Source organism: Pseudomonas idahonensis (assembly GCF_037903935.1).
Taxonomy (GTDB): Bacteria; Pseudomonadota; Gammaproteobacteria; order Pseudomonadales; family Pseudomonadaceae; genus Aquipseudomonas; species Aquipseudomonas danubii.
Window position 1 is genome coordinate 5,369,896 of record NZ_CP149586.1, and the last position, 14,138, is coordinate 5,384,033.

15 protein-coding genes are annotated in these 14,138 nt (G+C 61.9%); 13 read left to right on the forward strand and 2 right to left on the reverse strand.

Going from position 1 to position 14,138, the window contains the following annotated elements; all coding sequences use genetic code 11:
* Positions 1-100: 100 nt before the first annotated feature.
* The 10 genes from WIN67_RS24185 (at position 101) to WIN67_RS24230 (ending at position 9,114) form a co-directional block, all read left to right on the forward strand.
* Positions 101-1,015: a glutamate/aspartate ABC transporter substrate-binding protein gene (locus WIN67_RS24185; RefSeq protein ID WP_102860472.1), complete on the forward strand. Its 915-nt coding sequence runs from the start codon at positions 101-103 to the stop codon at positions 1,013-1,015.
* A gap of 191 nt (positions 1,016-1,206) precedes the next feature.
* Entirely contained in the window at positions 1,207-1,953 is a 747-nt protein-coding gene (locus tag WIN67_RS24190) for an amino acid ABC transporter permease (RefSeq protein ID WP_102860471.1), read from the forward strand.
* Entirely contained in the window at positions 1,953-2,624 is a 672-nt protein-coding gene (locus WIN67_RS24195; protein ID WP_102880754.1) for an amino acid ABC transporter permease, read from the forward strand. Before WIN67_RS24190 ends, WIN67_RS24195 begins: the two co-directional genes overlap by 1 nt.
* Positions 2,621-3,355, forward strand: a complete 735-nt coding sequence (locus WIN67_RS24200; RefSeq protein WP_102860470.1) for an amino acid ABC transporter ATP-binding protein — start codon at positions 2,621-2,623, stop codon at positions 3,353-3,355. The genes WIN67_RS24195 and WIN67_RS24200 overlap by 4 nt, the downstream gene beginning before the upstream one ends.
* 132 nt (positions 3,356-3,487) lie before the next feature.
* Positions 3,488-5,389 carry a sensor histidine kinase gene (locus tag WIN67_RS24205; RefSeq protein WP_102880755.1) on the forward strand — a complete coding sequence of 634 codons (1,902 nt, stop codon included), beginning with the start codon at positions 3,488-3,490 and terminating at the stop codon, positions 5,387-5,389.
* Positions 5,386-6,711 (forward strand): sigma-54-dependent transcriptional regulator, encoded by a 1,326-nt coding sequence (locus WIN67_RS24210; protein ID WP_102880756.1) that lies wholly within the window; start codon positions 5,386-5,388, stop codon positions 6,709-6,711. The genes WIN67_RS24205 and WIN67_RS24210 overlap by 4 nt, the downstream gene beginning before the upstream one ends.
* A gap of 161 nt (positions 6,712-6,872) precedes the next feature.
* The gene (locus WIN67_RS24215) at positions 6,873-7,211 is read left to right on the forward strand and encodes a GlpM family protein (RefSeq protein WP_102860467.1); all 339 of its coding nucleotides are present in this window, start codon (positions 6,873-6,875) and stop codon (positions 7,209-7,211) included.
* 178 nt (positions 7,212-7,389) lie between these two features.
* Positions 7,390-8,310, forward strand: coding sequence for an arginase (locus tag WIN67_RS24220; RefSeq protein WP_102880757.1), 921 nt, complete (start codon positions 7,390-7,392; stop codon positions 8,308-8,310).
* Positions 8,307-8,681 (forward strand): EamA family transporter, encoded by a 375-nt coding sequence (locus WIN67_RS24225; protein WP_102880758.1) that lies wholly within the window; start codon positions 8,307-8,309, stop codon positions 8,679-8,681. Before WIN67_RS24220 ends, WIN67_RS24225 begins: the two co-directional genes overlap by 4 nt.
* A 31-nt stretch (positions 8,682-8,712) precedes the next feature.
* The gene (locus WIN67_RS24230; RefSeq protein ID WP_025129629.1) at positions 8,713-9,114 is read left to right on the forward strand and encodes an EamA family transporter; all 402 of its coding nucleotides are present in this window, start codon (positions 8,713-8,715) and stop codon (positions 9,112-9,114) included.
* A 106-nt stretch (positions 9,115-9,220) separates the two neighbouring features.
* Here WIN67_RS24230 and WIN67_RS24235 read toward each other — a convergent pair whose 3' ends face one another.
* Positions 9,221-10,087, reverse strand: coding sequence for a fatty acid desaturase family protein (locus WIN67_RS24235; protein ID WP_102880759.1), 867 nt, complete (start codon positions 10,085-10,087; stop codon positions 9,221-9,223).
* A 103-nt stretch (positions 10,088-10,190) separates the two neighbouring features.
* Positions 10,191-10,961, reverse strand: coding sequence for a MipA/OmpV family protein (locus WIN67_RS24240; protein WP_249735707.1), 771 nt, complete (start codon positions 10,959-10,961; stop codon positions 10,191-10,193).
* 229 nt (positions 10,962-11,190) lie between these two features.
* On the opposite strand from WIN67_RS24240, the gene WIN67_RS24245 reads away from it, so the two are divergent.
* From WIN67_RS24245 to WIN67_RS24255, 3 genes are read left to right on the forward strand one after another with little or no spacing between them, the layout of a single operon-like run.
* Entirely contained in the window at positions 11,191-11,886 is a 696-nt protein-coding gene (locus WIN67_RS24245; RefSeq protein ID WP_102860463.1) for an HAD-IB family phosphatase, read from the forward strand.
* Positions 11,879-13,273: an aspartate aminotransferase family protein gene (locus tag WIN67_RS24250; RefSeq protein ID WP_102860462.1), complete on the forward strand. Its 1,395-nt coding sequence runs from the start codon at positions 11,879-11,881 to the stop codon at positions 13,271-13,273. The genes WIN67_RS24245 and WIN67_RS24250 overlap by 8 nt, the downstream gene beginning before the upstream one ends.
* Positions 13,270-14,136: an alpha/beta hydrolase gene (locus WIN67_RS24255; RefSeq protein WP_102880761.1), complete on the forward strand. Its 867-nt coding sequence runs from the start codon at positions 13,270-13,272 to the stop codon at positions 14,134-14,136. The genes WIN67_RS24250 and WIN67_RS24255 overlap by 4 nt, the downstream gene beginning before the upstream one ends.
* Positions 14,137-14,138 lie beyond the last annotated feature (2 nt).

The window sequence follows — 14,138 nt, forward strand, 5'->3', positions numbered from 1 at the left end:
TGCCTGTCGTGCCAACACAACAGGAGCCGTCAAGGCATTCGCTGTATAAAAGAGCCGTCGAACTGGCTTCATAAAAAAAACAAATGTCGAGGAAATATTGATGCGCATCGTTCCCCATCTGTTGGGCGCAGCTATCGCTGCCGCTCTGATTAGCACTCCAGTTTTCGCAGCCGAACTCACCGGCACACTGAAGAAAATCAAAGAATCCGGCACCATCACCCTCGGACATCGCGACGCTTCCATTCCGTTTTCCTACATCGCTGACGCTTCCGGCGTGCCAGTGGGCTACTCCCACGACATCCAGCTGAAAATCGTCGAAGCGATCAAGAAAGACCTCGACATGCCTGACCTCAAGGTCAAGTACAACCTGGTTACCTCCCAGACCCGTATCCCACTGGTGCAGAACGGCACCGTCGACGTCGAGTGTGGTTCCACCACCAACAACGTCGAACGTCAGCAACAGGTCGACTTCTCCGTCGGCATCTTCGAAATCGGTACCCGTCTGCTGTCCAAAAAGGACTCGACCTACAAAGATTTCGCTGACCTCAAAGGCAAGAACGTGGTGACCACCGCTGGCACCACTTCCGAGCGCATCCTCAAGGCGATGAACGCCGACAAGCAGATGGGCATGAACGTGATCTCCGCCAAGGACCACGGTGAGTCGTTCCAGATGCTGGAATCGGGCCGCGCCGTGGCCTTCATGATGGACGACGCGCTGTTGGCCGGTGAAATGGCCAAGGCCAAGAAGCCTGCCGACTGGGCCGTGACCGGCACTCCTCAGTCCTACGAAATCTACGGCTGCATGGTGCGCAAGGGCGATGCCCCGTTCAAGAAAGCCGTGGATGACGCCATCGTCGCCACCTACAAGTCGGGCGAGATCAACAAGATCTACGACAAATGGTTCCAATCGCCGATCCCGCCAAAAGGCCTGAACCTGATGTTCCCGATGAGCGACGAGCTCAAGGCCCTGATCGCCAACCCGACCGACAAAGCGGCTGACGACAAGAAGTCCTGATTCCTGACTAACCTTATCTCCTGAAGGGGTCCTGCCCTTTCAGGAGCCTGTCACTACCTGCTGGCATTTTTTGGAAACACTCGAACCGGTGGTTGTCGAGCCGCTCGTGTGTGCCTGATCGTCATGATCAGGCGGGAACGGACGTCCCCAGGCGGGTGCTTGTACATCGAACGATCTGAGGGGTAACCCTAATGAATTACAACTGGGACTGGGGCGTATTCTTCAAGTCCACCGGTGTGGGCAGCGAGACCTATCTCGACTGGTTCATCAGCGGTTTGGGCTGGACCATCGCCATCGCCGTGGTGGCCTGGATCATCGCGCTGCTGCTGGGGTCGATCCTGGGCGTCATGCGCACCATACCGAACCGTCTGGTGTCGGGCATTGCCACGGTCTACGTGGAGATTTTCCGTAACGTGCCGCTGCTGGTGCAGCTGTTCATCTGGTACTTCCTGGTGCCGGATCTGCTGCCGGCCAACCTCCAGGAGTGGTACAAGCAGGACCTCAACCCGACCACCTCGGCCTACCTGAGCGTTGTCGTGTGCCTGGGCCTGTTCACCGCCGCACGGGTTTGCGAGCAGGTGCGTACCGGCATCCAGGCGCTGCCACGTGGCCAGGAATCCGCCGCTCGTGCCATGGGCTTCTCGCTGCCGCAGATCTACTGGAACGTGCTGCTGCCCCAGGCCTACCGGATCATCATTCCGCCGCTCACCTCGGAATTCCTCAACGTCTTCAAGAACTCCTCCGTGGCGTCGCTGATCGGCTTGATGGAACTGCTGGCCCAGACCAAACAGACCGCCGAGTTCTCGGCCAACCTGTTCGAAGCCTTCACCCTGGCTACCCTGATCTACTTCACCTTGAACATGAGCCTGATGCTGCTGATGCGCCTGGTCGAGAAAAAAGTATCGGTCCCCGGCCTGATCTCCGTGGGAGGTAAATAATGGAATTCGACTTCTCGGGCATCATCCCGGCCATTCCCGGCCTGTGGAACGGCATGCTGATGACCCTCAAGCTGATGGTCATGGGCGTGGTGGGCGGGATCATCCTCGGCACCTTGCTGGCACTGATGCGCTTGTCCCACAACAAGCTGCTGTCGAACCTGGCCGGTGCCTACGTCAACTACTTCCGCTCGATTCCGCTGCTGCTGGTGATCACCTGGTTCTACCTGGCGGTGCCGTTCGTGCTGCGCTGGATCACCGGCGAAGACACCCCGATCGGTGCGTTCACCTCCTGCATCGTGGCCTTCATGATGTTCGAAGCGGCGTACTTCTGCGAAATCGTCCGTGCCGGCGTGCAGTCCATTCCCAAGGGCCAGATGGGCGCTGCCCAGGCACTGGGCATGAGCTACAGCCAGACCATGCGCCTGATCATCCTGCCTCAGGCGTTCCGCAAGATGACTCCGCTGCTGCTGCAGCAGAGCATCATCCTGTTCCAGGACACCTCCCTGGTGTACACCGTGGGCCTGGTGGACTTCCTCAACGCCTCGCGTTCCAGCGGCGACATCATCGGCCGCTCCAATGAATTCCTGATCGTTGCCGGTCTGGTGTATTTCACAATCAGCTTTGCCGCCTCGCTGCTGGTCAAGCGTCTGCAAAAAAGGTTCGCCGTATGATCTCTATCAAGAACATCAACAAGTGGTATGGGGACTTCCAGGTGCTGACTGATTGCAGCACCGAGGTCAAGAAAGGTGAAGTGGTGGTGGTCTGCGGGCCGTCCGGCTCGGGCAAATCCACCCTGATCAAATGCGTCAACGCCCTGGAACCCTTCCAGAAGGGCGACATCGTGGTCGATGGCACCTCCATCGCCGACCCGAAGACCAACCTGCCGAAACTGCGTTCTCGCGTGGGCATGGTGTTCCAGCATTTCGAGCTGTTCCCGCACCTGACCATCACCGAGAACCTGACCATCGCGCAGATCAAGGTCCTGGGCCGCAGCAAGGAAGAGGCCACCAAGAAAGGCCTGCAACTGCTGGATCGCGTCGGCCTCTCCGCCCATGCCCACAAGCACCCGGGCCAGCTGTCCGGCGGCCAGCAACAGCGTGTGGCCATCGCCCGCGCCCTGGCCATGGACCCGATCGTCATGCTGTTTGACGAACCCACTTCGGCCCTGGACCCGGAAATGGTCAACGAGGTGCTGGACGTGATGGTGCAACTGGCCCAGGAAGGCATGACCATGATGTGCGTGACCCACGAAATGGGCTTTGCCCGCAAAGTGGCGAACCGGGTGATCTTCATGGACAAGGGCCAGATCATCGAAGACTGCCAGAAAGAGGAATTCTTCGGTGACATCAGCGCCCGCTCCGAACGTGCCCAGCACTTCCTCGAGAAGATCCTGCAGCACTAAACCTGTGCTTCTGTAGGAGCCGGCTGGCCGGCGAAGGGGACGCACCGGGCTCCCCTATCGCCAGGTTCGCCCGCTTTGCCGGCCAGCCGGCTCCTATGGACACCGCACAGTGGTTGACCCAAGGCATCTGTGATGAAATGCGACCCCACTCTCTATCGCGCCGCGCCGCCATCACTCGCCGTGAAACCCCGCCTGATCCGTCACCTGTTCCTGCCGCCCCTGGTCATCCTGCTGATGATCGGCCTGGGCTACGTCGGCTTCTGGATCAGCGAACACAATGGCATTCGCAGCCTCAGTGAAAATGGCGAACGCCAGCTGGAACTGCACGCCCGCGCCGTAGAAAGCGAGATCAGCAAATACACCTATCTGCCCAGCCTCCTGGAACTGGAGTCCAGTGTCTCCAGGCTGCTGGCCGATCCCTCGCCGGAGCACCGGCAAACCGTCAACCAATACCTCGAAGGCCTGAATCGGCGCAGCCGCAGCCGGGCCATCTATGTCATGGACACCACCGGCCGGGTGCTGGCCACCAGCAACTGGCGCGATGTCGACAGCTACCTGGGTGAAGACCTGTCCTTCCGCGCCTACTACCAGAACGCCGTACGTGGCCAGCCCGGACGTTTCTACGGCATCGGCAGCACCAGCGGCGAGCCCGGCTACTACCTGGCCCACGGCCTGGAAGAACACGGCAAGATCATTGGCGTGGCGGTAGTCAAAGTGCGCCTGGAGGCCCTGGAGGAACGGTGGCAAAGGGCCCGCCTGGAAGCCTTCGTCAGTGACGAGAACGGCATCATCATTCTCTCCAGCGACCCGGCGCGACGGCTCAAGTCGGTCCGCCCGCTCAGCGACGACACCAAGGAACGCCTGGCCCGCAGCCTGCAGTACTACTGGTTCCCCCTCAACGAACTGGAACCCCTGGCCCGGGAACGCCTGGCCGAAGGCGTGGAGAAGCTGACCTTTCCCGCCAATACCGAACTGGTATCCGACGACAAGGCCATCAGCTACCTGTCCCAGACCCGGCCGCTGAGCGACACCCCGTGGAACTTCACCCTGCTCACCCCGTTGCAGGACCTGCGCCGGGAAGCCATCAACCAGGGCATCCTGGTGGCCGTGGCCTTTGCCCTGGTGGCCTTCCTGCTGATCGCCTGGAATGAACGGCGCAAGGTCATCGCCACCCGCCTGGCCGCCCGAGAAGCCCTGCAGGAAGCCAACAGCCAGCTGGAGCGGCGGATCACCGAACGCACCGCCGACCTGCGGGCCAGCAACGAGCGCCTCAAGGGGCAGATCCGCGAACGCCGCCAGGCCGAAGAGACCCTGCGCCGGGCCCAGGACGAACTGGTCCAGGCCGGCAAGCTGGCGGCCATCGGCCAGATGTCCACCAGCATCGCCCACGAGCTGAACCAGCCGCTGGCGGCGTTGCGCACCTTGTCCGGCAACACCGTGCGCTTTCTTGAGCGCGGCGCCCTGGACACCGCCAGCGCCAACCTCAAGACCATCAATGAACTGATCGACCGCATGGGCCGCATCACCGCCAGCCTGCGCTCCTTCGCCCGCCGCGGCGACGATCAGGGCCAGGCCAGCCTGGACAAGGCTGTGGACGCCGCCCTGCAACTCCTCAACGCGCGCATCGAACCCTTGCCCCTGCAACTGCACCGGGCCTTCAGCGAGCAAACCCTGCAGATCGACCAGACCCGCCTGGAACAGATCCTGGTCAACCTGATCGGCAACGCCCTGGACGCCATGCAGGCCCAACCGGCGCCGGAGCTGTGGCTGGAAGGCGAGCTCGGCGACGGCAAGTATCGCCTGCGGGTCCGCGACAACGGCCATGGCATCGATCTTGAGGCGCGCAAGCACCTGTTCGAACCCTTCTTCACCACCAAACCCGGCGAACAGGGCCTGGGCCTGGGCCTGACCCTGTCCGCCAGCCTCGCCGCCGCCACCGGCGGCAGCCTGGGGGTGGAACATCCGGCAAGCGGCGGCACCGCCTTTGTCCTCAGCTTGCCCCTGGCAAGCCCCAATCAAGCCGAGCCGATATGAACAACGAGCTGACCGTGCTGATCGTCGAAGACGACCCCCATGTCCTGCTGGGTTGCCAACAGGCCCTGGCCCTGGAAGACATTCCCTGCATCGGCGTGGGCAGCGCCGAAGAAGCCCTGGCCCAGGTTGGGGAGAACTTTCCCGGCATCGTGGTCAGTGATATCCGCCTGCCGGGCATCGATGGCCTGGAACTGCTGACCCAACTCAAGGCCCGGGATCGCAGCCTGCCGGTGGTGCTGATCACCGGTCACGGGGATATTTCCATGGCCGTGGGGGCAATGCAGAAAGGCGCCTACGACTTCATGGAGAAACCCTTTTCTCCCGAGCGTCTGGTGGACGTGGCCCGCCGCGCCCTGGAACAACGGGGACTGGCCCGGGAAGTGACCTCCCTGCGCCGCCAATTGGCCGAACGCAGTTCCTTGGAGGGACGGATCATCGGCCGCTCGCCGGCCATGCAGAACCTGCGGGAGCTGATCGCCAACGTCGCCGACACTTCGGCCAACGTGCTGATCGAGGGCGAAACCGGTACCGGCAAGGAACTGGTCGCCCGCTGCCTGCACGACTTCAGCCGCCGCCACCAACAACAGTTCGTCGCCCTGAACTGCGGCGGCCTGCCGGAAAACCTCTTCGAAAGTGAAATCTTCGGCCATGAGGCCAACGCCTTCACCGGCGCCGGCAAGCGCCGTATCGGCAAGATCGAGCACGCTCACCAAGGCACGCTGTTCCTTGATGAAGTGGAAAGCATGCCGATCAATCTGCAGATCAAGCTGCTGCGGGTATTGCAGGAGCGGACCCTGGAGCGCCTCGGTTCGAACCAGAGCGTGGCCGTGGATTGCCGGGTGATCGCGGCCACCAAGTCGGACCTGGACGAACTGAGCCGGGCCAAGGCATTTCGCAGCGACCTGTATTACCGCCTCAACGTGGTGACCCTGGAACTACCGCCCCTGCGCGAACGCCGCGAGGACATCCTGCAACTGTTCGAACACTTCCTGCAGCAGTCGTCCCTGCGTTTCGACCGCACCGTGCCAGAGCTGGACAACCAGACCCTATCGACCCTCATGAGCCACGACTGGCCGGGCAACGTGCGCGAGTTGCGCAACGTCGCCGAGCGCTTTGCCCTCGGTCTGCCGGCGTTCAAGAAGTCCGGCAGCAGCAACGCCCAGGGCCTGGGTTTCGCCGAAGCGGTGGAAGCCTTTGAACGCAACCTGCTGAACGATGCCTTGCAGCGCAGCGGTGGCAACCTGACCCAGGCCAGCCAGGAACTGGGCATGGCCAAGACCACGCTGTTCGACAAGGTCAAGAAATACGGCCTGAGCCACTAGGCTCTGTACGAAAAGTTTTGAGACGAAGGTCAGGCAAGGCGAAAACGGTCGAGGAAGCGGAGTTTACGGGTTGTAAATGAGCATTCCGAGACCGTTTTCAACGCAGCATCACCGAGTATCAAGGCTTTTCGTACAGAGCCTAACCCAAGGCGCAAACATTTATGGATCTATTATTGAAGGCCGCCCTGGGCGCGGCGGTGGTGGTGATTCTGGCGGCCCTGGCCAAAACCCGGAACTACTACATCGCCGGCCTGGTGCCGCTGTTCCCGACCTTTGCCCTGATTGCCCACTACATCGTCGGCAAGGGCCGTTCTCTGGATGACCTGAAGACCACCATCCTGTTCGGCATGTGGTCGATCATTCCCTACTTCGTCTACCTGGCGACGCTCTATGTAATGGTCGATCGCCTGCGCCTGGAAGCCTCCCTGGCGGTGGCCGCCGTGGCCTGGTTGATTGCCGCCACCCTGCTGGTCAGCGTCTGGGTCCGCCTCCACGCCTGAGCCCCTAGCATTCCCGTAGGAACGAGCTTGCTCGCGAAGCCTGCGCCGCGGTCTCTCGCCGGCAACCTGGCCACGACCCTGGCCCGACCCTTGCATTTACCCTGTAAAGCCCGCCCAGCCTGCGTTTTCGCCTGATCACGCAGTTTTCTGGAGGGCGCTGCCATGGGTAAAGAACACCTTGAACATCTTAGATCTCGACCACAGCCTGACCGCCCAGGAGCCCATAGTCCGGCGCCTGAAAAGCGGCCAGGCGCGACGCCTGGACCTGCTGGACCTGGGCCCCAAGCTGCGACTCTGGTCCACCGAACGCACCTACCGTCATTTCCGCGAACGCCTGGGCCAACGCCCCCGGCACAGCGGCCCGCAACCGGAAATCTTCTTTGTCGGCTCCGGCGACTATCACCACCTGACCCCGGCCTTTCTCTACGATCTGCCCGAACCGATCAGCCTGATCCACTTCGACAATCACCCGGATTGGGTGCGCTTCGCCCCCCGCCGGCACTGCGGCTCCTGGGTCAACCGGGCGCTGCAGCTGCCCAATATCCAGCGCATTGTCACCCTGGGCCCGTGCAGTGAAGATCTGCACAACCCACAACTGCGAGGCGGCAACCTCGGCGCCCTGAAGCACGGCAAGCTGCAGCTGTTTCCCTGGCAGCACGCGCCGTCCAAGGTCTGGGGCCGGGTCGGCGATGGCGCCGGGCACCAGCAACAGGAAAACCACCTGCACTGGCGCAATCTGGCGGACCAGGACTGGGCCGCCTTCCTCGCACAAATGATCGACAGCCTGCCCACCGCAGCGGTGTGGATCACCATCGACAAGGACGTGCTGGCCAGCGAAGACGCCGCCACCAACTGGGACCAGGGCGGCATGCGCCTGACCCACTTGCTGCAAGCGATACGCGAACTGGCGGCGCGCAAGCGGGTGCTGGGCATCGATGTCTGCGGCGAGTTCGCCAAACCCGCCTTCAGCAATGCCTTCAAACGCTGGGAAGCCAAGTCGGACCAACCTCCGGCCGAGCGCTGGAGCCAGGACGACCTGCTGCGCAACTCAGTGACCAATGAAGCCCTGATCTCGCTGTTCGAGGAGCTGTTCCCGTGACCTTGACCGTTGTTCTGCTAGTCGCTTTTTCCATTGTGCTGGACGTCATCGGCCAGCTCTGTTTCAAGCTCGGCCTGGACCGCCTGCCGGAGCTGGACGGCGGCTTTCGCCTGAATGCCTTCTGGGGCCAGGTGTTCAACGCGCCCCTGCTGTGGTGCGGTATCGGGGCCTATGTGATCGAGTTTTTCGTCTGGCTCGAAGCCCTGTCCCGGGCCCCTCTGAGCCTGCTGTTTCCAGCTGCGGCCCTGGCCTATTGCGGCGTGGTGCTGGCGGGCAAGCTGGTGCTGGGCGAGACCGTCAGCCGGCGGCGCTGGATGGGCACGCTGGTGATCACCGCCGGGGTGATGCTGGTGTGCGTGGCCAGTACCTGAGCCTTATTCAACGAATAGAAGGAAACCTTTCATGAGTTCGAACACCTCCCACGGCTGGCTGCACGAGCGTCTGGGCACCATCGTGCTCTGGGCCCTGCTGATCGGCTTCGAGAGCGCCGGCCAGATCGCTACCAAAGTTGGCGGCGACCAATTGGGGCAGATGGATTTCAACCTGCAATGGCTGGCGGCGGTAGCGGTCAATCCGGGCGTGTTGCTGGCAATTGCCTGCTATATCGGCGCGTTTTTCGTGTGGATGCTGATCTTGCGTCGCAGCAGCCTGTCCCTGGCGTTCCCCTTGAGCTCCCTGGTCTTTGTCGTGGTGCTGCTGGGCTCCTGGCTGGGCCTGGGCGAACAGATCAGCCTGCTGCACTGGGTCGGGGTCTTGGTGATCATCGGCGGGATTGCCCTCTTAGCGGAGGGCGAGGAGGCCTGAGGGCCTCTTTGCTACAGCGAAGGGATGTTGTGTGGGAGCCGGCTTGCCGGCGAAGGCGATCTTGCCGACCCCTTCGCTGGCAAGCCAGCTCCTACAGCCACGGGGTTTAGGCCTTGCGGTGGGCAACCAGGAATCCCAGGCCGTGGGACACGGGAATCACTTTCACCCCCGCCGCCCGCTGCTGTTCGCGGATCTCGCGGTGGAAGGCCTTGACCTTGGTCCAATGCATTTTCGGCCGGTAATGGTGCTCGGCGTGATAGCCGTTGTTCATCCAGATCAGGTTGTACAGCGGGCTGTAGGAACTCACGCCCCAGGCAATCGGCAGGTCCGGATTGCCCCCCAGGTGCTCGTAGTAGCCATTGAGCGAAGACAGCGACTGCCCCAGGTACCAGAACGGCAGCAGCACCAGCACCGCATGCCAGTCATACAGCGCCAGGGCCAGATAGAACGCCACTGTGACGCCGATTTCCACTTTTACCCAACGAGCATCGTCAGGCCGTTTGCGCTGCATTTCCTGATAGATCTCCTTGGGATCGTCACGGAAAAAGCTCAGAAAAGTGTAGGCCCAGGGATTGTCCGGTTGGCCATTCTTGCCATGCAGGTAGATCGACAGCGGGTCCACAGTCTTGCCGTGGGCGTCCGGCAGGTCGGAGTTGCCCCGGTGATGGCGGTTGTGAATATCGCGGTACAGGGTCTGGGAGAAACCTATGGTCACCGACAGCAGCAGATCGAAGCCGCGGTTCATCCACCCGGGGGTGAAATAGGCGTTGTGGATCTGGTTGTGGGAAATGCTGTTGATGCTCCACGACAGGCTGACTGAATACAGCAGCGCTGCCGGGACGATCAACCACCAGGACAGGGCGTGAAAATCCAGCACCAGCCACAGGACGAAGGCGAAATGCGCAACGGCCATGACAATCGGAATCAGGTCCCAAAGGGAATAGGCCAGTAGACGGTAGGCAGGTCGAGCCATGAAAAACTTCCTAAGAAATTGAGTGCATGGCCGTCATTGCAAAGGCCAGACCAGTTTTCCCTGGAAGCGCCGCAGGCCGGGGGGCGACCTGCAGCAACGCGCCTCAGAACTTGTAGCTGACGGCAGTCTGCACCTGGCCCTGGTTGACTTCGCCCCGCTGGCGAACAATGGAGCTGTTCGCTGCGGAGTTGACCAGACGGATCCAACTGGCGCTGGCCACCAGCGACCAATTGTTGCCCAGCGGCACCTGGATGTTCTGGCTCAGGCTGAAGTTCTGCAGGCCACCGCCAGCACTGTAGCGATCGATACCCGAAGCCAGGGCTTCCTTGGCGTTGACGCCAAAGAAGGTCTGACTCTGGCGGGCGTCGGCAAAGTGCAGGGTCAGGTTATTGCTGCCGATGATGCCCATGCCCAAGGGATAGCCGATCTCCCCTCCGACCTTGCCCAGCATGCCGCCCTGGCCACCGGCACCGCCGACGGCCTGGCCCACGGCGGCGAACACCCGCCAGAAGTCGTCCGGGGCGTATTGCACGAAAGCCCCGACATCGGCCATGTCGCGCACATCCCGCAAGCCGCGCAGCTCACCATCGGCGTTACGTCCCTGCAGGTAGTTGATATAGGGGCCGGCGCTGAAACCATTGCCCTTGAACGCATCCCAGGTCAGGCCGTCGTCGGTACTGAGGCTGACATCGCCCCAGTCCAGATCCAGGTACGGCAGCGGCACCGTGTCATAGCGGCTGCCCGTGGGGTCATGGGGTTGATAGCCGACGCCCAGACCGAGTTCGCCCGTGATGTCGGAATCGGCAAAGGCACTACAGGCAACGGTCAGCGACAGCAGACCGGCGAGTAAAGCAGGGGAAGAAAGCCGAGGCATGAATGAGTTTCCTTGTCTGAACATGCGCGCATCAATCATCAGAGCGCCCCTGGAACGCAAGCACTGATGTTGTTTGTAGCGACCTACAAAATTTGTAGCAAGAACGCTACAAATCTCCTGCCGCCCTCGCCAGAGGCCCAGCCCTGCTGGGTTTTCGCAACTTGGCACAGTCCCTGCTCTACCCCTGTCGCAAGCGCAAACAGCGCTCTTATTCAACAGGTAACAGCAGATGATGCACTGGCATATCGTATGTGACTTCGACGGGACCATCTCCCGCGCCGACGTGATCGATAACGTTCTCCAACGCTTCGCCGACCCGAGCTGGGAAGGCATAGAACAGGAATGGCTGGACGGTCACATCGGCTCCCGAGAATGCCTCAGTCGCCAACTGGCCCTGGTCAAGGCTTCGCCCGCCGAACTGCTGGGCTACTTCGACAGTGTCGAAATCGACCCGGACTTCCCCGACTTCGTCGATCACGTGATCGGCCTGGGCGCTTCCATTGAAGTGGTCAGTGACGGCATCGAGCAAGGCATCGCCCGCATCCTGGCACGCAACTACGTGACCCTGCTGCCGATCCTCGCCAACCGCCTGCGCCAGGTCGACCACAACAGCTGGCGCATCGACTTTCCCTACGCCAGCGACGCCTGCCGCGCCGCCTCGGGCAACTGCAAGTGCAAATCCACGCCACGGGGCAAACGGGTGCTGGTGATCGGTGATGGCCAGTCGGACATGTGCGTGGCTACCACCGCCGACTTCGTCTTCGCCAAGGATCGCCTGGCCGACTACTGCGAACGCAACAAGATTCCTCACGCTCGGTTCGACTCCTTCGCCGAACTGCCGGCGCTGTTGGCAAAACTGCCGAACAACGCGGCCAACGCCACCCATTTCTCCCTTGAAACCCAGGAACTCTTCCACCATGTCTGATATCCGCATCGCTACCGCCGAAGACCAGATCCTTCTGGAAAAAGAAGCCAAGTACTGCTCCTACGGCGATACCGTTCACTACATCGAACCCCCGCGCATCTTCAGCCGCTGCGAAGGTTCCTACGTCTGGGACACCAGCGACCAGGCCTACCTCGACCTGCAGATGTGGTACTCGGCGGTGAACTTCGGCTACGCCAACCCGCGCCTGAACAATGCCCTCAAGCAACAGATCGACACCCTGCCGCAGATTGCCAGCCAGTACCTGCACAAAGGCAAGATCGAGCTGTCGGAAATGATTGCCGTGGACGCCAAGAAGAAGTTCGGCCTCGACGGTCGCGTGCACTTCAACGTCGGCGGTTCGCAGTCGGTCGAGGACTCGCTGAAAGTGGTGCGTAACGCCACCAACGGCAAGAGCCTGATGTTCGCCTTCGAAGGCGGCTACCACGGTCGTACCCTGGGCGCCTCGTCGATCACCTCCAGCTACCGCTACCGCCGCCGCTACGGCCACTTCGGCGAGCGCGCGCAGTTCATCCCGTTCCCGTACCACTTCCGCGGCCCTAAAGGCATGACCAAGGAAGAGTACGGCAGCCACTGCGTGCAGCAGTTCGCCCGCCTGTTCGAGACCGAATACAACGGTGTGTGGGACCCGAAAGTCGGCCAGAGCGAATACGCCGCCTTCTACGTCGAGCCGATCCAGGGCACCGGCGGCTACGTGATCCCGCCGATGAACTTCTACAGCGAGCTCAAGCAGGTGCTGGACCAGCACGGCATCCTGATGGTGGTGGACGAAATCCAGATGGGCTTCTATCGCACCGGCAAGCTGTGGTCCATCGAGCACTTCGACGTCCAACCCGACGTGATCGTGTTCGGCAAGGCGCTGACCAACGGCCTCAACCCACTGGGCGGCATCTGGGCCCGTGAAGAGCTGATCAACCCGGGCGTGTTCCCGCCAGGCTCGACTCACTCCACCTTCGCCTCCAACCCGCTGGGCACCGCCGTGGGCCTGGAAATGTTCAAGATGACCAGCGAGATCGACTACGGCGCGATGGTCATGGAAAAGGGCAAGTACTTCCTGGCCGGCCTGCAAGACCTGCAGAAGCGCTACCCGATCATCGGCGATGTCGACGGCCTGGGCCTGGCGCTGCGCTGCGAAATCTGCACCACCGACGGCTTCACCCCGGACAAGGCGACCCTGGACTTCATGGTCGAGGAAGGCATGAAGGGCGACATCGAGATCGACGGCCAGCGCCTGGGCCTGATCCTCGACGTGGGCGGCTACTACAAGAACGTCATCACCCTGGCCCCGTCGCTGGAAATCAGCTACGCGGAAATCGATCTGGGCATCGCACTGCTGGACCGCCTGCTGGATCGGGCCATGAAGCGATGAGCGCCGCTGAGATCGATCTGGGCGAAGGCGACGCCGGCTTCGTTCTCGGCACGGGTCCGGTCGGGGTCTTGTTGATCCACGGCCTGACCGGCACCCCGACGGAACTCCGTCGGGTGGCCCAGGGCCTGGCCAAGGACGGAACGTGCACGGTGTACGTTCCGACCCTGCCCGGGCACTGCGGGGACAATAGCGACCTGCAGGCCACCGGCTGGCAGGACTGGTACGAGGGCGTGCGCAAGACCTTTGTCGGCGTGCAACAGCGTCACGAGCAAGTGTTCGTCGGCGGTCTGTCCATGGGCGCCGTGATGTCCATGTACCTGGCGTCCGAGCATCCGGGACAGATCAGCGGCCTGCTGATGTATTCCACCACCCTCAAGTACGACGGTTGGAGCATCAACAAGCTGGCGTTCCTCACCCCGTTGCTGATGAAGATTCCCTTCGGCGTGCACATCTGCCGCTTCGAGGAAAAGCCGCCCTACGGCATCAAGAACGAACGCCTGCGGGCCATTGTCGAGAAACAGATGAAGGCCGGCCAGAGTAGCGATGCAGGCCTCTTGACCATGGAGGGCGTGACGGTGCGCGAGTTGCACCGGATGAACGCCGTGGTCAAGAAACGCATGCCTTCGATCATGACCCCGGCCCTGGTACTGCACTCCAGCGAGGACGACATCACCAGTCCGTGGAATGCCGACTACGTGGAGCGCAAGCTCGGCGGCCCGGTGACCAAGATCCTCCTGGACAACTGCTATCACATGATCACCGTGGACCTGCAATACCAGCGGGTGATCGAGTTGAGCGTGGACTTCATCCAGCAGCGAGTGGTTGCACCTGCGGTGCGCGAAGACTATCGCCAGCTGGCATGACT